This is a genomic window from Nitrosopumilus zosterae, from assembly GCF_025998175.1.
Taxonomy (GTDB): domain Archaea; phylum Thermoproteota; class Nitrososphaeria; order Nitrososphaerales; family Nitrosopumilaceae; genus Nitrosopumilus; species Nitrosopumilus zosterae.
Genome location: NZ_AP026695.1, coordinates 625,144 through 646,528 on the forward strand (window position 1 = coordinate 625,144; position 21,385 = coordinate 646,528).

The window sequence follows — 21,385 nt, forward strand, 5'->3', positions numbered from 1 at the left end:
CATATTTTAAATTATAAAATTTATACCAATTCTAGAATCTTTGATAACTGAAATGGTTTTTGAAGAAACAAAACTTTGTCTTTTAATTTTGAAAAGTTTCTCTCCGTTGATAATGCATATGCTGATGCTAGAATGATTTTTTGCTCTGGATTTAGGGATAAAATGTCTCCTGCTACCTCTGCTCCGTTTCTTTGAGGCATTGAATGATCTAAAATCAATACGTCAAATGTGCTCTTCTTTGAATCTGCATTAATGCTTTTTGCATATTTTTGAATACATTCTTCTCCATCTTTTACAATCTCGACTTGGTGATTTTCACTTTCAAGTATTTTTGCATATTGTGTAGCTGTGAATTTATTATCTTCTGCAACTAGAATTTTCTTTGCCATGATTTTTTCAATAAATTCTGGTTAATCATGTCTTGTCTGTTCAAATCAAACACTGAAATTTGATTTTTAATGCAAAACAGTTCGTTCGTTTAACACACATTATATAATATTATCCAAATACTTCTGACTGATTCTATGCGATTTACAAGTTCTGGTAACTATGATGAATTTGAGAATGATTCTAGAGAAGAAGCACAATTATTAGAAAAATTTAACGATTATGCAAATCTGGAAAAAAAGATTTCGAAGCGAGCATTTCTCGAAATATCTGATGAATCAAAACCTGGAAAATTTGGTAAAAAATTCATCATATCTGCAATGGTTCAAGGAGCGATTGTTACTGGGCTAACAATAGCTCTGTTTCTAAATCAACTTTTTGTGTTTAGTGGAAATACTCAAAACATGTTTGATTTTGCCTTTACTGATAATCTAGGAATTTTCTTTTTTGGATTTGTTTTGCAAATTGGTTTAACTGCAGGATTGGCAACAATTGGCATATTTTATAATCATATTGAAACAAATTTGCATAATGGGTTTACAAAATTCAATACTCTGTTGTCCTGGATTCATCTATTTGGAACAAATGTTTTTGGTAGTATGATTACAATATCTTTGATTTTTGCTGGTATTGCCACTAGTCCGCTATATCAAACAGAATTGAGTTATTTACTATCTTCAATCCCTGCCTTGGTTTACATTTCTGCCATTTGTCTTGCAGTTGTCATGGGTATTGGGATTCTTGGAACCTCTTTTTCATTCATCAAAAAAAATACTGATGATTAAGATAGAGCACAGATAGGAAGAATGTTCACCCAAATCTCATATGGGTTAACCTTGTCAATATCGTTAATGGGGAAGAAAAACTCTTCATCACAGTTGATTTCTTTTGGCTGAGGTTTATTCTCAAGATCATTGCTAAACATCATTGCTAGGTCCATCGTCCATGTGGGAATTACAGCTGTTTTTGGTTGAAGTTCTTTCTTTTTATTATAATCGTCAAGCAAAATGCGTGCAATTCCATTTCCATCAAACTCACCTGTGACTCCCAGATTTTTAAGCAATCCTGAAATCATGTCTGTATCAATATCTTCACGTTGTGGGATGTTGGAAATTCCCTCTATTACTTCCAAAATTAATTCATCATTTACTGAGTTGTTATTTGAGATGACTTCTTCAATAATGGGTGTAAGTGTATAGTGATCATAATCATATGATACAGCAGAGATTGAATTTGACAATGGATTTGCAACGTAGATGATATTTGCAGTTGGAGAAATAATCATTGATTGTGGTGAGTCAAATACAGAAATTGTTTGAATTTTTTTAGAATTTTCATCGAGTAAATACAATTCATTTGAATGTTCATTTGAAATTGTTGTGATTCCATTGTTTTGATTAGTATTCATTTGCCAAGCTCCTGATGTGATTGGAATTTCAAAGATTACTTGTTCATTTTGAAGATCTAGTACCGTTATTGCATTTGAATCCCAACTTGTTATATAAAGAACGTTGGTCTTTTCATTAATTGATAGCCCCCATGGTTTAACTCCTGGATTTATATCGTTTATTAATTCATCAGTATTTCCATCAATTATGTGGATTGCTTCAGATGTTCCACTTGCAACATACGTCTTGTCTGTGTTCTGATTAATTGTAATTGCCCAAGGACTTGAATTGATGAATATTGATTTGATGACTTCAAAATTTTCTGTATCTAAAATTATGATTTCATTTTTTATTAAATCTGAAATGTACAGTTTTTTATTATTTTCATTAAGTGCAATGTCCCATAATGATTCGCCAATTTTAATGGATTTTATCACTTTTCCATTAATTCCATCAATTACCGAAAGTATTCCTGAAATTTTGTCTGTTACATAAATCAAGTGTTGTTTGTAATCTATTGCAATTCTTGTGGGGTTGGAATTTCCTTCATTTATGATTACTGTGTCTTTGATTATCATGGTTGATGCATCAATAATCGATATTGTTCCAGATTCATAATTTGGCACATATAGATTATTCAATTTTGGATCAAAATCGATATCTCTGGGAAAATCTCCTACTTTTACTGTATCTTGAATTGCAAAAGCGTTTCCAGATAATGCGACCAATCCAAAGAATGCTGATGATATGATGAATAACCTATATGCATTCAATGACATGGCCTATTTAGCACAAATTAGACTATATCATATACGGAATTTTTCCTTGAAAATACCTTCCATTTTGGTAGATAAATTGATGATTGGTTTTTAAATTATGACTGTCTTTTTATGTCCATAATGCAGCGTTTGTGTCTATTTTGCTCTTAATGCTTTATTCAAAACTAATCCTACATTTCCCTTGTCAAATGGTTTTATTATGTAATCTCTTGCACCTGATTTCATCGCGTCTTGAACTATGTGTTTTTGTTCTACTGATGTGACCATTATCACTCGAGCATTTGGATTCACTTTCATGATTCCCTTTAAGGCTTGAATTCCATCTGCTTTGGGCATGTTGACATCCATAGTTACCAAGTCTGGTTTATGCTGTATGTATTGTCTTACAGCTTCTACCCCATCTGGCGCCTCTACAATTTCAGTTGCAAGTCCATTGGATTTTAAAATATCTTTTAGAACTGTTCTCATAAAAGATGCATCGTCTGCAATTAAAACCTTCACTCCGTCTCCCATTTTAAAAACTCCTTCTCATTGGATTTTCTTTGATTTCATTTTCAAAAAATATTTGCATGTTTTTTCTTATTTTTTTTGTTAATATCTATAAGTTTGTTTATGTTGTACAAACTAATATCATGATACATTTTTCATAGTTATTAAATTCAACAAAATATTTTTATTCTTCTCTTTTTTGATAAATTCTTTCTTTTGGGTACAGAGTTGAAAATAACTTATTTCCAATCGTACCAAACATAGATTCATTTTGTCCAAGAATAAGTATTCCATTCTCAGTTAATGAGTCTGCAAATTTTTTAAAAATTTCCATGTATCTCTGTTTATCATAGTAGATCAACACATTTCTGCAAAAAATCATATGGAATTTCTTTTCTGCAATTCTCATCATGTCTATATTTTCATATTTTATTTGATTACTTATGTTGGATTTGATTTGATATTGATCATATTCTAATTTTTGAAAATACTTTACCCTTCTTTCTGTATTGATATTTGCTAAATTTGCATCTCTGTAAATTCCTTTTTTTGCACGGCTAATTGCATCTAAATTAATATCATTTGCAAAAATTTCATATTTAACATCTCTTGATTTTAATGCTTCATTTAGTGTTATTGAAACACTGTATGGTTCTTCACCTGTTGCACATCCGCAACTCCATACATACACAGTATGAACTTTTGATTTATTTATTAAATTTGGAATTATTTCCTTCTCCAGTTTCTCCCAAACATGTGGATCTCTAAAAAACTGTGTTACATTAATTGAGAATGCTAAATAAAGATTATTTGCCTCCTCCAAATTTGTAGATAGCAGTTTTAAATATTCGTCAAAATTCACAATTCCATTAATTTCCATTCTGTAACGAATTCTTCTTTCTAAAAATGCAGCTTTGAAATCATCTATGTTTTTTCCTGTTTTTGTCCTTACTTCCATTCTTATTTTATCTAAAATCGTGTTAATTTCTGACTCCGTCAAATTATTCCACTTTTCATTTTTTCTTTTCTAATCGTATACTTGATTATCATGATGCAAAATTCCTATAAGTTTTTTAACAAATCGTCAATTGCGTCATTTTGACCACCTAGCAAATTTGTATTTGATTTGTCTGAATACTTGTTTTCTTCAATATCTTTTGAGTCATGGGAAATCAATTTTTTTGCATGTTCAGGATGTTGAATGATGATCATATGGATTTCCGTTTTACTATTTTTTCCTGTTAGTAACACATCTGCAATTACAATATCTTCACTGTTGCTATTGACATCGTTTGTAGGTTCTGATAATAATTCCTCTAATTCTCCTTCTTTGAATGTTGGTGTGGATAAATCTATTCTAAATCCTGTATCTTTAGATAATGCATTAAAAAATGACCCCGTTAAAATATTGGCAACTTCTTGCAATGCTGATTCGCCCATTTCATCAATCATATTAACTTCGGAACCTAGTAATTTTGATGCAATTTTCATTGCATCTTCAAGTCTTAAGGTATATAGTAACTCTATGTGGATATCTCCTTTACCGTTTAATCTAACTGAATGTAATTTTATTTGTTTGGATGTTAAACAGATGTTTCTTACATTTACGTTATTTTCTAGGATGGTTAATTTGTGTTGTATCGGTTCTTTCAATAATGTGGAAAAAACTTCACATGTTTTTTCTGTAATATAATCATTGAATGTTGAGGATAATTTTTTAATTTCAATTTTTTGCAAGTTCATGTTTTAACTCCTATTGAATTATTGTTGATGGATCTATTACTAGAGCGACTTTTCCATCTGGAAGTATGGTAGCATTTGAAAACAAATTCGTTGATTCATTTCTGTCTAATTTTTTAATTACAATTTCTTGATTTCTTTCAAATTTATCCACCACTAACCCATAATTTTTTCCATCATTTTCAATTATTACTACTGTCAGTGGTTTTGATTTATCTGATTCATTAATTTTCATATCAAATAATTCATTTAGTTTTATCAAAGGAATTATTTTATCTCTAAGTCTAATTACTTCAGTTCCATGCAATGAAGTTATTTCATTCTGTTTTATTTGGAGTGTAGTTGTAATACTTGAAAGTGGAATTGCAAATTTTTCCTCTGATATCACTACTAGTAATCCTCTAATTATTGAAAGACTCAAAGGTAAAGACAATTCAATAGTGGTTCCATTACCTCTCTCACTGTTGATTTTGACTGTTCCTCCAACTGACTCAATTTGTGAAATTACTACGTCCATTCCTACCCCTCTTCCTGAAATGTCTGTTACTTCTTTTGCGGTGGACAAACCTGGAGCTCCAATTAATTGAACTGCTTCTTGATGCGATATTTTCTCTGCTTCTTCTTGAGTGATGATTCCGCTTTCTATAGCTTTTTCTTTTACTCTGTCTACATCAATTCCTCTTCCGTCATCATTGATTATGATGAGAACATTTTCTCCTTTTCTTGAAACTGTGAGTGTGATATTGCCTGTTTCTGGTTTTCCACAAATTGTTCGTTCATCAGGTGATTCAATGCCATGATCTGCGCAATTTCTTAGAATGTGTAATAATGGATCTGTAATAGAATCTAAAACACTTCTATCCAATTCAATTCCAGAACCATCCATGCTCAAATTGATTTTCTTTGATAATTTTTGAGATGTGTCTCTTACTGTTCTATTGAATCTACCAAAAATCTGATCTATTGGGACAAGTCGAATTTGCATCGACTGATATTGTAAATCTGTGATTAATCTATCAATTTCTGTTACTATTTGTTTTAAATTTTCATGTTTTTCATTTTCAATTGTTTGCTGTAATTGCATTTTTGATGTCAATAATTCTCCAACTAAATTTACAACAGAGTCCAAATCCGACATTTTTACTCTTATTGTAGGTGATGTTGTTGCTTTGACGGATTCTTGTATGGGAATATTTTGAATTTCTTGTTCTGGTGATTCTAGTTTTTTTAAATAAGGTGCTAAATCCACTTTTAATTTGTCATCTGATATCATTTGTTGTAAAAGATCAATGCATACAAAAAGTGCACTGGTAAGATCATGTGTTAATTTTTCTGTTCCTTTTCTAATATTGTCAAATATGTTTTCAATATTTTTGCATAATTCTCTTGTATCGTCATAATTCATTGTAGATGCCATGCCTTTGATAGTATGAGCTGACCGAAAGATTTGATCTAAATATGATCTATTTTCTGGCTGTTCTTCCAATTGTAATAATGTCTTGTTCATTATTTCTATATGCTCTAATGCTTCGGAAACATACATCTCGCGATAATTATTCTCAGACAAGATTTTGCATTTCCTCATAAATTTTTATTGGTATTTCATTTATTCCTACTACGTGATCAGCGGCATCAAGATCAATTACAGCTTTTGGCATTCCAAAAATCACACATGTTTCTTTATTTTGAACAATGGTGTGACCTCCTCTTTTTTTTATTGTTTTCATACCAAATCCTCCATCATGACCCATCCCTGTAAGTACTACACCTATCACATTTGATCCGTATACTTCTGCTGCAGAAACCATTGTCATGTTAACTGATGGTCTAACTCCAAATCTCTTTTCACTTGAATCTAAGTGAATCCTTCTATTCGGAAGAACAATCATATGATAGTCTCCAGGTGCTACTAGGATTTCATGATCTCTGATTTCATCTCCTTCATTAGCTTCTCTTACTATGAATCCTGTTTTTTCTGATAATCTATTGGCAAACTGTTTTGTAAATTCTTTTGGCATATGTTGTACTACCAAAATTCCAGCGGCAATATTTGCAGGTAGTTTGCTTAACACTTTTTGAACCATTCCTGGTCCTCCAGTTGATGAGCCGATTACTATTAATCGTTCAGATGAATTTGATTTTGTAAAAATTTTTTTACTTGGCTTAAGTGAATAAATTTTTTCTGTAATCAATTGTATTGGATCTGATTTTGCAGAAATTTTTATTTTTGTTAATAATTCTTCTTGCAGCTTTTTGTCATCTATGTCTTTTAATGGTATGGTGACAAAATCTACTGCGCCGTTCTCTAATGCATCAAGAACTACTTTCGATCCGTCTTGTGAAAAACTGCTTACTATTATTGTTGGAATCATCATTTTCATTTTTTCCATATTTTCAATGAAAGTCATTCCATCCATTGTTGGCATTTCCAAATCTAACAAAATTACATCTGGTTTTCTCTTGGATATTTTTGCTAATGCATCTTCACCGTTTACTGCTGTCCATTTAATTTCAATTTCATCCACATTAATCAAATCTGATATGTATTTTCGCATAAGATTTGAGTCATTTACAATGCCTACGCTGATTGGTATTGTTTCTTCTTTTAACATGCATAACATCTCCTTGATAAAAATCTCATATCTTTTGATTCAAAATTAGCCATATTTTTTAAATTAAAAAATTCATAATAATGTGGTGTATGTCTGCGTCGAACAGACTAAAACATGATTTACTCTTAATTCTGATTTAACCCATTCTGAACTTCATGAGCCCGTATTAATGAGATTCGTAATTGATCATATAGCGATGGATTGTTTTCTTTTTTTGCTCTAATTTTTAATTCAATTAAATTTTCTACTATGTTTTTCATATATTCTTGTTTCCATCCGATGATGTCATTTTCTTTATTACTTGATTCAAGATCAATTTTATCCCACATAGTGTTTAAATTGATATAATTTGAGCACATTATCTTTTCATACCCTGTTTTAAAGATAAAAACAACGGCTAAAACCGTCTGATTTCAATTCCAAAATGGAAATAGTCTAATAATGAAATGACGCAGTTTTTATCTTTATGCGTCTTGATTAATTATAGCTTCTATTTCTGGAATAATTTCATCATTATTGTTCTCTACTATATCTTCTGATTCTATTTCCACAGATTTTGCATTCATTGATGTGTCATTTTTAATGTGTTCTTTGGTTTCATTCAAGAACTTGGACACATCTACTAGAATAATTAATTTTTCATTCATTTTAGCTATTCCTTTGATGTAATTCTCTTCAAATGCACCTTGTGGGGATTCCTCTACATCTTTTGTTGATATTCTTAATACTTCGTTCACCTCATCAACTAGGAGTCCTGTGAGAGTATCGTTTACATCTGCAACGAGTATTCTTTGTTTTTCAATTTCAGTTGTATTCGAATTTGATAATCCTATTTTTTTGTTCACATCAATAATTGGGATAATTTTTCCTCTTAAATTCATCACTCCTCTAACATATGGTTTTGATTTAGGTATTTTTGTAATTGCTTCAACAATTTTAATTTCTTTAACTTGATCAATTGGTACTGCATAATTACCCTTTTTTGAAGATTTTTCTGAAATGGTAAATGTAACAACTTGTATTGTCTCATTTAACACTGTTTGTGTTGACATGAAATGATTTTAAAATAATGCATGATAATTATTTGTTTGTTTAATGTGAACAATCTCATATTCTGTCTATCATATGTTATTCCAGTTTATTTTTGATTTTGACAGTTTTTTTATGCATACATGATTAACGTAAAATTCTCTTTAAATTATTTTTAAATTTAAAAAATAACTGTTGTCTGGAATTTTTAAAATAAATCTTTGACTCTTTTTTTATTTGATATTTCCTTTTTTTAGTTTTTCAACAATTTCCTTGATCTGTGGCTTGACTATTTTTCCTGCATCAATATCTCTACATGCTTCTTCCATGCCTGTCATTTCCATTATTTCTGTAATTGGCGTTCCAATTATCACATATCCTTTGACGTTGTTATTTTCATCAAATGTTGGACTGACTACTGTTTTTGTCCAGAATCTTTTGCCATCTTTTGTTTTATTTCTAAGATATGTCTGAAATATTTTTCCACTTGAAATTGTTTTCCACAGTAAATCGAATAATTTCTCATCATGCCAATCTGATTTGAAAATTCTATGCATCTCGCCTTTTAATTCCTCTTCGGGGAACTTTGAAATATCTAAGAAAAAGTGATTTACATAATCACTTATTCCATCAACATCTGTAGTTGATATGATTGTTGATGAATCTAACACATTTGTGATTTCTGATAATGTTCTTGCATCTTTATATGCATCTTTTAGACTCTTTGTTTCTTTGTCTTTTGCTTTAACAATATCTTCAAAACTCTCTAGATTTGTTTGTGCTACAGATAAAACTTCTTCACTTGCAGCAGTAGCCTCTTCTGTTCCACTTGAAACTTCTTCTGTTGCCACTGAAATTTCTTGCATTTGTGAAACGACTTCTGAAATTGATACTGAAATATTCTTAATTGATGTAAGTATATTTGTAATTACTTCATGAGCATCTTGAACAATACTGTTTCCTTTTTCAATACTGCCTGTTGTTTTGTCTGATGAATTTTTTAATGAACTCACAAGTTCTGAAATGTCTTCTGCCCCTTTTTTAGAATTTTCTGCGAGTCTTCTTACCTCATCAGCCACCACTGCAAACCCTCTTCCCACATCTCCTGCTCTTGCAGCTTCAATTGCTGCATTAAGTGCCAAAAGATTTGTTTGCTCTGCAATTTGAGTAATAAATCCTGTCATGTTGTCCACTTTTGATAATTCTACTGCTAATTTCTTTACGTCATTTGATGATTCTGATACAATTGATTTCATACTGTCCATTTTGTTCATTCCTTTTTCAGCATCCGCACTGATGGTTTTGCTGATTTCCTCGGATTGTCGCATCATCTCCATGGCTTTTGTCGCATTTTTAGCTACTCCTTGAATTGCTGATGCGATTGATTGTAATGATTGTGATACTTCTTCAACTCCGCTTGTCTGACTTCTTGAGGCTGATTCTAACTGTGTCACTGTTTCACTTAATTCTTCAGATGATGCTACTGCTTGATCAAATGATTTGAGAACCTTTGTTCCCATGCTATTACTATTTGTATTAATATTATCTGTTGATTCCGATTTTAAGATTGTGTTTTCATCGATGATTTTGGTTTTTTGTGTTGACATATTTCATCAATGATAATTTTCTAGTTAATACTTTGTTTGATCATTTAGAACAGATTCTTTCTCAAAAATCTATGTTTTTGAAACATATGCAATATCTGAATCAAACTCCTGGAAGTGGAGCTGTAAAGATGATGCTATCCAAAAAGTCTGCCATAAATTCATTTATTGCAAACATTGAGATTCCTCCTACGACAAGTAATAATCCAATATGAAAGAAGACTGTTTTGTATAGGCCTCCTTGAATAATTTTTATGGCAAATCCGCTAATTATTGATGTCATTATGAGTAAAACTGGCATCAGCATACTCATTAGGACTGGATCTATTGGACTTAATTCAAACGCAGCATTTGAAAGATCTCCTTCTGATAAATCGTTGAATAACTCCGTTAATTTATTCATTAATCCAAATATTGACAACGAGAGAACATGTAAAATAACTACAACTAGTTGAAATGTTGATGCGTTCTGTGCTCTTTTACCTCTTAACTCACTAATTTTTTTTGTAATGTCTGCAACTACATTTCCTACTAGATTCATATCGGCTCCTTTGTATATTGATGTTGAAACAATGTCATTTCCATTTGCAATGATGTGATGTCCTGCTTCAATTGAGAATAATTGGAAACAAATTTTCTGGTCAATTCTATTTTTGATTCTATTCTTTAATCCGTCAATGAATATCTGAATGGTTCCAAAATTACTTCGCATTACTGCCTGTAGTGCTTGCCCCATGGAACCTACTGTGGATAATAATTGTCCAAAATGGAGAATAAATGTAGGATACCATTCAGTGTATGTTGAAATTTTTGATTCTTGTTTTTTTGCAATTATTCCTGGATAAAGTAATGGTATTCCCCCTAACCCTACAGCAAGAATTGGTGATACCATGTTTGTAATTAAAAGTACTGATGAAATTCCAACTGTACCGAAAATTCCTATATACATCTTCATTCGAAATTGTTTTTCAATTGCATCATCTGTGTGTGCTAGTACGTCTCTTGGAAACATGAAAAACATCATTGCTACAAATACTGCCATCCCAATACCCGTGCCCATCATTGAGATAATTAGAATTGTTTCTGAATCCCCAAATCCCATTAACATGCTCATAATAGCGTTTGCAGAAATCATGAATGATGCAGTAGACATTAAAGTGTAAAACATCTCTGAAAATAATTTCTGCGTCTCAAGATTTGCTTCATATTTTATCGAATATGATGCCAATGAATTTTTTAATTCATCTCTAAAAAATGTCTTCAAGTCATCCCCTAATCTTACAACTTGAGATAGTTTTACAAGAAGTAGTTTTGTCGGATCGTCTTTTTGTTTTGAAACTTTTCTTCCCATCATTTCACATGCCGATGCCAATCCATATGACCATCCAACACCCAATCTGTATGTGTCTCTGAATGCATTAGAGTATTTTCCATACTTTGAGTCTTTTCCAGTTTTAAAAAGATCCACTGCTCCAATTTCACCTGTAGAAATACAGTACAACAAGGCAATGAAATAAACAAAATTTTCATCAACTTTACTTCCTGAGGTAAAAAGATTTTTCACATCTTTTACTTTGTTTACCATCATTGTTCCTCGAGCTCCTTTAGATATTCTTCCAACCCCACCTCATTACAATGTGAAATTGCATTGAACACATCATAATAATTGAATATTTTTTTTTCCATCATTTTCTCTAAAATTTTTGCACGTAACTCTAGTTCTTCGTATAATTTTCCCTCATCTTTCTTTTTCATCCCTCTTTTTTCTAATACTTTTGAAATGAATAGTGCACTGCTTCCTTTTCCTTTGAATCTTACTGTATCTGTTCCTGCATCCCAATCAAAAACTGGTATGAACATTACGTTACCCTCATTTGAAATTCCTAAAATTTCATTTATTGATAATACTCGACGAACTCTTTTTCCTTCTGGATTAAGGACCGCTCCTTGGAATAATGCCAAGTTTAAATTTTCCATGTATGTTTTTGGAATGTTAATTGGATCATTTGAGAGTCTTTGAATAAGTGGAACCATGCCTGCTGCGTGAAATGTTGCAATTACAGGGTGACCTGTTTGCATAGCTGCAAATGCTACGTTTCCTTCAGCACCCCTGATTTCTCCTACAAGAATGTAATTGGGTCTCTGTCTTAATGCTGCTTTGAGAAGATCATCCATTGTAACGCTGGAAGCTGCATTTCCCGTGTTTCTAGTGGCCTCTGTAATCCAGTTGTTATGTGGCAGTGTTAATTCAGGAGTATCTTCAATTGTTACTATTTTCCAATTTGCTGGAATGAATGCCGTTAATCCCATCAATGTTGTGGTTTTTCCTGATGCAGTCTCTCCATTTACAAAAAGACTCATTCCTGCTTCTAACATCATCCACAAATATGCAACTTCAGTAAAATTCATGACTCCTGATGTCAGAACTTGAATTATTGATAGTGGTGTACTGGCAAATTTACGTATAGTTGCATTTGTTCCTTTTCTACTAATGTCTTTTCCAAATACTATGTTAATTCTGGAACCATCAGGTAACGTTGCATCGACCACCGGTCTTGCATGCGATATTGTTTTTCCAAACTGTTCTGATAAACTGATAATTAATTCATCAATTGCATCAACACTGAGAAAAACTGGAACTTTTAATGTTCCAAATGCTTTGTGAATTATGTACATGTTTCCAGCTCCAATAATTGAAATATCTTCTAAATTTGGATCATTTAGAAATGGATCTAAAAGTCCAGTCCCTGCTCTTTTTTGCAGAAAATGGTATTTCAGATCAGTTATTTTGTTTGCCTCTACTGGTAGAGTCTTTATTGTAAATGGATCCCCCAATTTAGAATAATCTACCGGATTTGGGGATGATACCAAGGTTTTACTGAGATATTGATCTACCATGTTGAATCTCTCTGTAATTTCTATTGGTGGATCTAACCCTCCAGCTTTTGCAGCAAACACTTTGTCTGCAAATTCCATTAATTCCCTATCTGGTTCATCAGGCTCAATTATTACATATTCATTATATCCGTCATCTGAGGTAGTGTGTGGATTAATGTGGATGAATGTGTCTTCTCCAACTGCATAAATTAAATTTGGTTCTTTCAGTTTTTTGTGTTCAGCTTTTAATTCTTCGGAGAAAAGAGGAAGTGGATTCCCTTTTGCTTGATATGTCTCGAGATAGTTTTTCAGATATGGCTTTTCCTTTATTTTCTGGACAAATTCTGCATCGTTAATTTTTGATATGTCAAAAACCATTTTCTCACCTATGCATTAGCCATTGATATTGGAACAATCTTTATTCCGAAAATCAAATCTACCTCAAAAGCAAAACCTGCTTCTGGCGTATCTGCAGCACCTAATATCTTTATGATTTTTAGAGTCTTTACTTCTTTATCCCCCACTACAACTGTTCCTAATTTGATGTATACGTCTGTAGTTCCAATTATTGCTGTGTTTGTGGCTTGTGAAAAATCAGATGAATGACTCGTTATGATTATTGTTTTTCCCATTGCTACTATTTCTTTGCAAAATGATAGAAAGTCAAGTATTGATTCATTTTTTGAGTTATTTACCATTGGGGAAATTGAATCAATAATTACTCCGTCTACTTTATCTATTTTTTCTAAAATAAATTCTTTAATTGCAGGCAGAATCTTTTCTGTATTGTTATTAGTCCATTTTGCATCTTTGATATACATTGGAACAAAAATTAATTGACTACGAACAAAAGGTTTTGAAAAATTAAATGTGATTGATTTCATTTTTTGAATATGTTGTTTGACTGTATTCTCAATTACACAAAGTAAACTTTTTTTTGATGTAAGTAATCCATTCATTATTTGTGCTGAAATTGCACTTTTTCCAGTTCCATGTGCTCCTTCTATGAATACAAGAGATGGCGAAGGAATTCCTCCTCCAAATTGTCTGTCTATCTCTTCATTTCCTGTAGAAATAATATTAAGCATAAGTACACCTCAAATTGAACACTACGAAAACTATGAGAATTTTCTATTAAAGAAAATGTTTGACTTTTTTGAACAGAACTTAGGCAACAGATCTTGTTTTAGTAGCGACTACACCATTTTGTGTTGCAACTATGACGATTAAATTACTTCCACTTTGTATGCTATTGGATATTTCTACGTCTACCGTAATTGTTTCACCGTTATTGAGGATTTTTGGATCAATAATATCATTTGTCCAAGTACTGATACACCATTCTCCAATATTCGGTGCACATGTAGAATCATAAGTCAAAGTTTCAGTCTGTATTATACCTGCACTATTATATGTGATTATTATATCAAATTTCTCAAATTCCCACAATTTTTCAAGATTTGTGTTTGTAATATCAAAACTAAACGTGGAATCTGTTCCAGGATCATTTGGGATGCTAACATCGATTGATGTTTTGACTAATTTGCTCTCCCAATCAGATGTTTCTGATGATGCATCTGAAAATGAAGCAGCTTTATCTGTTAGTCCTCCAAATGTAAAAATCACAAATGTGATTCCAAACATGATAATTCCACCACTAATTGCATTACTTAATCCCATGATTCATTCCTCAAGGTACCGAGAAAATATAATCATCTGATTCCCCATTCGATATAGTTAATTGAACAAGATATGATGTGTTGCTTTGTAATGCTGTGCCGTCCTGTATTGTGATTTGGATTGTATCGCCTTGAGACCATACAGAATCCACATTTGTTCCATTGAAAATCCATTGTGGTGTGGTGCCTGTTGAATATTCAACAAAATCAACTGAAGTGATAGGTCCAAAATATAGATCCGATGAACCCAGTCCCTTAATTGGTGTCAATCCTGTATTTTTTATCCATGCATTCACTGATGTGTTGTTTAACTGACTAACATGAATTATCTCAAACTTGCTTAGCATTTTGTCTTTTTGAGCTTCTGTTGTTGCGGTATAGTATCCTTCAAACGTTCCAACCTTACTCACGACAATACCTGTAATTAATCCTGCAACTACGATTGATGCAATAATTAAAATCCCTTCACTGATCATTCCTGATGCCATTATTTCACCTCATTTGCAACTGTTTTTTTCAGTAACCCTTCTATCTCTGAATTACTCTCTTCGATTTTCGTTGTTCCATTAGAATTATTTTTTTTGTCAATAAATTTTTTTAATTGTTTTTCATCCACTGTAAGATTCAAAGTCTTACAATGAACTTTAGTTAGTTCAAATACTTCTTCTGAAACAAAATCTCTTGACAACTCATCAATCAGAGAAATAACATCTTCTGGTAATTTGGAATCTTCTTCCTCTATAGGTTCTTGTACCACAGGTTCTTGTACCACAGGTTCTTGTACCACAGGTTCTTGTACCACAGGTTCTTGTACCACAGGTTCTTGTACCACAGGTTCTTGTACCACAGGTTCTTGTACCACAGGTTCTTGTACCACAGGTTCTTGTACCACAGGTTCTTGTACCACAGGTTCTTGTACCACAGGTTCTTGTACCACAGGTTCTTGTACCACAGGTTCTTGTACCACAGGTTCTTGTACCACAGGTTCTTTTGGTTTATGATTTGATTTTGAAATTTCTGGAGGATTGGTTGGTTTTTGAATTAATTCATCTACATTAATTGTTTGAATATTATCTTTGAATGGAGCATCTTCTCTCATGAAATTTAATGGATTATTCATATCTGTAGTGAGTAATTTAATGTCAGTTAGAGTAGTTTCAAACGAATTTGAAAGAATTTCCACTTCTTCTTTTACTGTAGTCAGATCCAACTTGAATTGATCAAAATCTGTTTTAAGTGTCTGAATATCGTTTTCTATTGGTTCTAGTTTCTCCATGATGATTAATTCTGTGTCTGAATTGTCTAGAGAGGTATCTGAATAATTCCCATCACCCTCAGTTTCTACTCCTGCTAGTAAAGCTTCTATTTCTGAATTACCCCCTATACTGTCTTCTGAATTATTCTCAGTATTTGTTCCTGCTAACATGGCTTCTATCTCTGGATTTCTATTTTCTTCTCCCTCAGCATCTGTTTTTGTCAAAAGTGCTTCCATTTCTGACATTCCTGAACCATTCTCAGAATCTGTTCCTGCTAACAAAGCGTCAATCTCCGAATTTTCACTACTTGAAGTTTCTGTAATTGATGATTTTTTTGGTGTTTGTGTTTTAGGATTGTTTGACGATTTTCCTTTGACTGATATGTTTTTTAGTGATAAATTTTTTAAATTAATTTTTTTAAAATTAAGACCAATTATTATTACAACAAGTGGAACAAACAATGTAACCACAACATACTGCTCGTCAAAAAGATATTGAGGAAATATCTCATAAAGAACAAGAAAATACATTGCGAATCCTGAAAATATAATTAATTTTAAATTGCTTTCACTGATTTTTAGTTTAGAAAAAATAGTTGATGGGGGGAGCATAAAAAACCTCCTAGCCCAAATCTACTATGGTGTTTGTGATTGTTGGAACTTGTCTTTCTACCGTCAAGGCTGCACCGGTTGGTGTAATGATTTCAATTTTGACTTTGTCTAACGCTGAAGGTTTATCAGCTGCATTGTAAAGAATTGCCAAAACTGCGGTTTCACCTTGTGAAAGAATGTCATTTGGTGGTGATTCATTTGCTTGTGTAAAGTAAACAAATGCACGTGTGTTTGTTGGTGTTTCATTACTAAATGGATCGCCAACTATGTCGGCAAATGCTTCACCTGTTCCACTAGTTTCTGAATCATCTGCTTGTATGGATGCTGCTGATAGTTGTTTCCATTCTTGAGTAGATAATGTACCTACATAGATATTGTCGTAATTTTCTCCATTACTGACATATTTTACAGCCATAGTCTCTGCATCAAGATTTACATCTGAACCACCAGATGAGACCTTAAATGGAAATGCTGTAGCATTAAGTGATCCGCCATTTACGTATCCTTGACCAATAACTTTACCTGCAACTTGCATGCTGCTACTGGACTCACCCAAACTAGAGATGATCGAAGTCTTTGCTTTCTGTGAGGTAGTAAATCCCATGTTAAGTACAACAAATGCTAAGGCTGCAGCTACAATTACAAATGCAATCATGACTATTGCAGACTCTACACCGATGACTCCACGATGAGAATGTCGCGTTCCCTTTCGTTGTAATTTCATTGATAGAATTTAGTGGGATGGGAGTATATCATAGCGTGTGTTTGCTGTGATCAAACAAGACTAATTTCAAATTATTCAAAAAACAGTATAATTATCCTAAATCTATAACTTCATGGGTGATATTTGATATGTCTCTACTTATTGTCATGGTTGCACCACTTGAAATCATTATTTCTAAATTAATCCTGTCTTGTGATTGAGGTCTATCATTTTCAGCAAATGCCACTGCCAAAACTGCGTGCTCTCCCATATCTAAGACTTGATTTGAATTTAATCTCTTTGCCCAATACACGAATGCACTTGTTTCATTGGGGATGGTTCCGTTAACCGGATTTGCTCCATTAAAAGCATCAAATGAAGAATCTGTTTCAAGGTCGGCTTGTCTAAATGCAAGAACAGGTTGTCTAAAAATTTCGGATGTTATTGCTCCTGCATAGATATTATTGTATTGAATAGATTTAGTAATATAGCTAATTGAGACAACATCTGATGCAAAATTTATGGAATTTCCCGACTCTGAAATTTTTAAAGGTATTGTGGTAGCATTAATTTTTTGAACAACTCCGCATCCTGAATTCACATTAATACAACCTATTGCAGTAATTGACCCTGCTATCTTCATGGCACTTGTAGATTCTTCAAGACCTGCTAGAGTTACAGTCTTTGCTTTCTGTGAGGTAGTAAATCCCATGTTAAGTACAACAAATGCTAAGGCTGCAGCTACAATTACAAATGCAATCATGACTATTGCAGACTCTACACCGATTACTCCACGATGAGAATGTCGCGTTCCCTTTCGCTGTAATTTCATTGATATGTAATCTATTCAAAGCAGTATATCATAAAGTCTGTATAATATAAACAAACAAAAAAAAATTTTAAAAATAAGAAAAAGGAAAACCAGTGTTATTGGTTTAACCTAGGTCTACTACGGATGTAGTGATTGTTGGAACTTGACGTTCTACTGACAATGAGGCTCCAGTTGCTGGAATTATCTCCACTCTAACTGTATCAAGTGAAGTTGGTCTTTCCCCATCTTCAAATGCCACTGCCAAAACTGCATGTTCACCATCATCTAAGATTGAATTGATGGTTGATCCACTAACTGTCCAGTAGATGAATGCTGCAGTGTTGGTTACTATTGTTTCAGATACAGGATTCATATTTCCTGAGAAGTTTGTCAAACTATTAGCTACTGCACCCTCAAATGCTAAATCTAATGATCTGTATTCTGCATCAGTAACTGTACCAGAGTAAATATCGTCATATTCGATACTATTGCTGACATATTTGACTGCAGTTGTTGCTGCTGACAAATCTACTGCATCTCCACCAGAAGTAATCTTGATTGGGTATGCAGTTGCATTAAGATATGGTGTACTGCATCCATTACTAGATGATGTACAGCCTACGCCGATAACTTTACCGGCAACTTGCATGCTGCTACTAGACTCTCCTAATCCTGAGATGATTGTGGTCTTTGCTTTCTGTGAGGTAGTAAATCCCATGTTAAGTACAACAAATGCTAAGGCTGCAGCTACAATTACAAATGCAATCATGACTATTGCAGACTCTACACCGATGACTCCACGATGAGAATGTCGCGTTCCCTTTCGTTGTAATTTCATTGATAGAATTTAGTGGGATGGGAGTATATCATAGCGTGTGTTTGCTGTGATCAAACAGAAAAAAAATTTTAAAAATAAGAAAAAGGAAAACCAGTGTTATTGGTTTAACCTAGGTCTACTACGGATGTAGTGATTGTTGGAACTTGACGTTCTACTGACAATGAGGCTCCAGTTGCTGGAATTATCTCCACTCTAACTGTATCAAGTGAAGTTGGTCTTTCCCCATCTTCAAATGCCACTGCCAAAACTGCATGTTCACCATCATCTAAGATTGAATTGATGGTTGATCCACTAACTGTCCAGTAGATGAATGCTGCAGTGTTGGTTACTACGGTTTGATTTACAGGATTTATGACTCCTGAGAAGTTTGTCAAACTATTGTCTACTGCTCCTCTAAATGCATCAGCTAATGATCTGTATTCTGCATCAGTAACTGTACCAGAGTAAATATCGTCATATTCGATACTATTGCTGACATATTTGACTGCAGTTGTTGCTGCTGACAAATCTACTGCATCTCCACCAGAAGTAATCTTGATTGGGTATGCAGTTGCATTAAGATATGGTGTACTGCATCCATTACTAGATGATGTACAGCCTACGCCGATAACTTTACCGGCAACTTGCATGCTGCTACTAGACTCTCCTAATCCTGAGATGATTGTGGTCTTTGCTTTCTGTGAGGTAGTAAATCCCATGTTAAGTACAACAAATGCTAAGGCTGCAGCTACAATTACAAATGCAATCATGACTATTGCAGACTCTACACCGATTACTCCACGATGAGAATGTCGCGTTCCCTTTCGCTGTAATTTCATTATATATCAAAATCTAATATTTGGTATATTGTATCGTGTGTTTTTTGTGATCGAACAACATATTCCTAAAAATGAAAAATAAGAAAAAGGAAAACCAGTGTTATTGGTTTAACCTAGGTCTACTACGGATGTAGTGATTGTTGGAACTTGACGTTCTACTGACAATGAGGCTCCAGTTGCTGGAATTATCTCCACTCTAACTGTATCAAGTGAAGTTGGTCTTTCCCCATCTTCAAATGCAACTACTAATACTGCGTGCTCTCCTTGATCTAATACTGCATTAGCAGTTGTTTGGACTGACCAGTAGATGAATGCTGCCGTGTTAGCGACAACAGATCCTGTCATTGGTTGTGCATTGTTAAAATCATCAAAATCACTACTGCTTTCGGCATCTGCCTGATCTAATGCATCTGTTAAAGATCTGTATTCTGTTGCCGTGATTGGACCTGCATAAACATCATCATACTCAATAGCATTGCTAAGGTATCTTACTGCAGTTGTTGCTGCTGACAAATCTACTGCATCTCCACCAGAAGTAACCTTGATTGGGTATGCAGTTGCATTAAGATATGGGGTTGATGAACAACCTCCTGCCGATGTTGTACAGCCTACGCCGATAACTTTACCGGCAACTTGCATGCTGCTACTAGACTCTCCTAATCCTGAGATGATTGTGGTCTTTGCTTTCTGTGAGGTAGTAAATCCCATGTTAAGTACAACAAATGCTAAGGCTGCAGCTACAATTACAAATGCAATCATGACTATTGCAGACTCTACACCGATTACTCCACGATGAGAATGTCGCGTTCCCTTTCGCTGTAATTTCATTGATTAGAAAATGAATGATGTGGGTATATCATGGCGTGTGTTTATTGTGATCGTATATGTTTAAAATAATGACTTTAAAGAGAATTTTTAAAGAAATTTAATGAATTGACAAATTCTTTTTCTGTCGTTACATCATTGCCGTGCCAGCATAATGTTTTTTTGAACCAATTTGGAAGACGTATTTCTTCAAAAAGAAAACTATCTTCTAATTTAAAATCTTGACAAAATTCTAAATATTTTGATTTGTCATGTGTTGTGTTTTTTGAAATTTTTATCTGCATGCTGGTAGATTCACTTGGAACACCATACACTAACTTAAGTAGATAATTTTCATCTTTATTCCATAAAGAATCTGAAATATCTATAACTTCATTAAAAGATGCATCTGACTCGAATAATTTGATTTTTTGATAGATCAGATTGTTTTTACTGTCATAAATTAGCATCTCATATTCTGTATTTCCTAAATCTGATTCCACTAATCCTCCAATTGATAGAATGTTTTGATTTAGAATTTTATATGATATGTCTAGTGTGGAAAAAAGTATATTCGGTCTATCTTCAAAAAATATTTTACCTGTATACCATGGATGTATTTCACAAAAATAATAGTATCCTGCATAATCTATAAAATCTAATGAAACAGAATTACTGTTTTCTCCTCCTGAAATGACATCTGTGGAAAAGAACGTTCCCGAATAATCTGGATGCTGAGGTACCCCACTAACAATTCTGTGACTAGTTGAATCATTATTTTGCCATGTTATCCTATCTCCTGAAAATATTGGAAGTTCTTTGGGCTTGAATAATTCTTGTCCTTTTTGACTATCATACGGATTTATGGATATAATCCACGAATTTTCTGCATATGCTGACAAAACAATATGTGGTAAAATCATGAATAGCCCTAAAATAATAATTATTTTCACCGTCATC

General features: G+C 33.1%; 23 protein-coding genes. 1 reads left to right on the forward strand and 22 read right to left on the reverse strand.

The window, feature by feature from the left end; genetic code table 11:
* Positions 1 to 20: 20 nt before the first annotated feature.
* Positions 21 to 389: a response regulator gene (locus OO712_RS03735; protein ID WP_109876587.1), complete on the reverse strand. Its 369-nt coding sequence runs from the start codon at positions 387 to 389 to the stop codon at positions 21 to 23.
* A 135-nt stretch (positions 390 to 524) separates the two neighbouring features.
* Here OO712_RS03735 and OO712_RS03740 point away from each other — a divergent pair, with 135 nt between their 5' ends.
* Positions 525 to 1,172 carry a hypothetical protein gene (locus OO712_RS03740; RefSeq protein ID WP_109876586.1) on the forward strand — a complete coding sequence of 216 codons (648 nt, stop codon included), beginning with the start codon at positions 525 to 527 and terminating at the stop codon, positions 1,170 to 1,172.
* Here OO712_RS03740 and OO712_RS03745 read toward each other — a convergent pair.
* The 21 genes from OO712_RS03745 to OO712_RS03845 form a co-directional block, all read right to left on the reverse strand.
* Positions 1,169 to 2,548 carry a YncE family protein gene (locus OO712_RS03745; RefSeq protein ID WP_109876585.1) on the reverse strand — a complete coding sequence of 460 codons (1,380 nt, stop codon included), beginning with the start codon at positions 2,546 to 2,548 and terminating at the stop codon, positions 1,169 to 1,171. The genes OO712_RS03740 and OO712_RS03745 overlap by 4 nt on opposite strands.
* A gap of 141 nt (positions 2,549 to 2,689) precedes the next feature.
* Positions 2,690 to 3,067 (reverse strand): response regulator, encoded by a 378-nt coding sequence (locus OO712_RS03750; RefSeq protein ID WP_109876584.1) that lies wholly within the window; start codon positions 3,065 to 3,067, stop codon positions 2,690 to 2,692.
* Positions 3,068 to 3,227: 160 nt separating this feature from the next.
* Positions 3,228 to 4,043, reverse strand: coding sequence for a CheR family methyltransferase (locus OO712_RS03755; RefSeq protein WP_225866835.1), 816 nt, complete (start codon positions 4,041 to 4,043; stop codon positions 3,228 to 3,230).
* A 62-nt stretch (positions 4,044 to 4,105) separates the two neighbouring features.
* Positions 4,106 to 4,786, reverse strand: coding sequence for a chemotaxis protein CheC (locus OO712_RS03760; RefSeq protein ID WP_109876583.1), 681 nt, complete (start codon positions 4,784 to 4,786; stop codon positions 4,106 to 4,108).
* Positions 4,787 to 4,796: 10 nt separating this feature from the next.
* Positions 4,797 to 6,350, reverse strand: a complete 1,554-nt coding sequence (locus tag OO712_RS03765) for a chemotaxis protein CheA (RefSeq protein WP_160049198.1) — start codon at positions 6,348 to 6,350, stop codon at positions 4,797 to 4,799.
* Positions 6,343 to 7,395, reverse strand: a complete 1,053-nt coding sequence (cheB, locus tag OO712_RS03770) for a chemotaxis-specific protein-glutamate methyltransferase CheB (protein WP_109876581.1) — start codon at positions 7,393 to 7,395, stop codon at positions 6,343 to 6,345. The genes OO712_RS03765 and cheB overlap by 8 nt, the downstream gene beginning before the upstream one ends.
* 125 nt (positions 7,396 to 7,520) lie before the next feature.
* Entirely contained in the window at positions 7,521 to 7,724 is a 204-nt protein-coding gene (locus tag OO712_RS03775; RefSeq protein WP_225866834.1) for a hypothetical protein, read from the reverse strand.
* 135 nt (positions 7,725 to 7,859) lie between these two features.
* Positions 7,860 to 8,447 (reverse strand): chemotaxis protein CheW, encoded by a 588-nt coding sequence (locus OO712_RS03780; protein WP_109876579.1) that lies wholly within the window; start codon positions 8,445 to 8,447, stop codon positions 7,860 to 7,862.
* 210 nt (positions 8,448 to 8,657) lie between these two features.
* The gene (locus tag OO712_RS03785; RefSeq protein WP_109876578.1) at positions 8,658 to 10,031 is read right to left on the reverse strand and encodes a methyl-accepting chemotaxis protein; all 1,374 of its coding nucleotides are present in this window, start codon (positions 10,029 to 10,031) and stop codon (positions 8,658 to 8,660) included.
* Positions 10,032 to 10,131: 100 nt separating this feature from the next.
* Positions 10,132 to 11,616 (reverse strand): archaellar assembly protein ArlJ/FlaJ, encoded by a 1,485-nt coding sequence (arlJ, locus tag OO712_RS03790; RefSeq protein ID WP_225866833.1) that lies wholly within the window; start codon positions 11,614 to 11,616, stop codon positions 10,132 to 10,134.
* The gene (flaI, locus tag OO712_RS03795; RefSeq protein WP_109876577.1) at positions 11,613 to 13,283 is read right to left on the reverse strand and encodes an archaellum flagellar ATPase motor FlaI; all 1,671 of its coding nucleotides are present in this window, start codon (positions 13,281 to 13,283) and stop codon (positions 11,613 to 11,615) included. Before flaI ends, arlJ begins: the two co-directional genes overlap by 4 nt.
* Positions 13,284 to 13,291: 8 nt before the next feature.
* Complete coding sequence (locus OO712_RS03800) at positions 13,292 to 13,993, reverse strand: ATPase domain-containing protein (RefSeq protein ID WP_109876576.1); 702 nt, start codon at positions 13,991 to 13,993, stop codon at positions 13,292 to 13,294.
* Positions 13,994 to 14,072: 79 nt separating this feature from the next.
* Positions 14,073 to 14,585: a hypothetical protein gene (locus OO712_RS03805; RefSeq protein WP_109876575.1), complete on the reverse strand. Its 513-nt coding sequence runs from the start codon at positions 14,583 to 14,585 to the stop codon at positions 14,073 to 14,075.
* A 10-nt stretch (positions 14,586 to 14,595) separates the two neighbouring features.
* The gene (locus OO712_RS03810; protein ID WP_109876574.1) at positions 14,596 to 15,072 is read right to left on the reverse strand and encodes an archaellin family protein; all 477 of its coding nucleotides are present in this window, start codon (positions 15,070 to 15,072) and stop codon (positions 14,596 to 14,598) included.
* Positions 15,072 to 16,451 carry a hypothetical protein gene (locus tag OO712_RS03815; protein ID WP_264953894.1) on the reverse strand — a complete coding sequence of 460 codons (1,380 nt, stop codon included), beginning with the start codon at positions 16,449 to 16,451 and terminating at the stop codon, positions 15,072 to 15,074. The genes OO712_RS03810 and OO712_RS03815 overlap by 1 nt, the downstream gene beginning before the upstream one ends.
* A gap of 10 nt (positions 16,452 to 16,461) precedes the next feature.
* Positions 16,462 to 17,175 carry a flagellin gene (locus OO712_RS03820; protein ID WP_109876573.1) on the reverse strand — a complete coding sequence of 238 codons (714 nt, stop codon included), beginning with the start codon at positions 17,173 to 17,175 and terminating at the stop codon, positions 16,462 to 16,464.
* 91 nt (positions 17,176 to 17,266) lie between these two features.
* Positions 17,267 to 17,986, reverse strand: a complete 720-nt coding sequence (locus tag OO712_RS03825; RefSeq protein WP_264953895.1) for a flagellin — start codon at positions 17,984 to 17,986, stop codon at positions 17,267 to 17,269.
* 103 nt (positions 17,987 to 18,089) lie between these two features.
* On the reverse strand, positions 18,090 to 18,803 hold the full coding sequence (locus OO712_RS03830) for a flagellin (RefSeq protein ID WP_264953897.1): 714 nt from the start codon (positions 18,801 to 18,803) through the stop codon (positions 18,090 to 18,092).
* A 104-nt stretch (positions 18,804 to 18,907) separates the two neighbouring features.
* Positions 18,908 to 19,621, reverse strand: coding sequence for a flagellin (locus OO712_RS03835; protein ID WP_264953898.1), 714 nt, complete (start codon positions 19,619 to 19,621; stop codon positions 18,908 to 18,910).
* 108 nt (positions 19,622 to 19,729) lie between these two features.
* The gene (locus OO712_RS03840) at positions 19,730 to 20,449 is read right to left on the reverse strand and encodes a flagellin (RefSeq protein WP_264953900.1); all 720 of its coding nucleotides are present in this window, start codon (positions 20,447 to 20,449) and stop codon (positions 19,730 to 19,732) included.
* Between the two features lie 74 nt (positions 20,450 to 20,523).
* Positions 20,524 to 21,378 carry a cupredoxin domain-containing protein gene (locus OO712_RS03845; protein ID WP_160049224.1) on the reverse strand — a complete coding sequence of 285 codons (855 nt, stop codon included), beginning with the start codon at positions 21,376 to 21,378 and terminating at the stop codon, positions 20,524 to 20,526.
* Positions 21,379 to 21,385 lie beyond the last annotated feature (7 nt).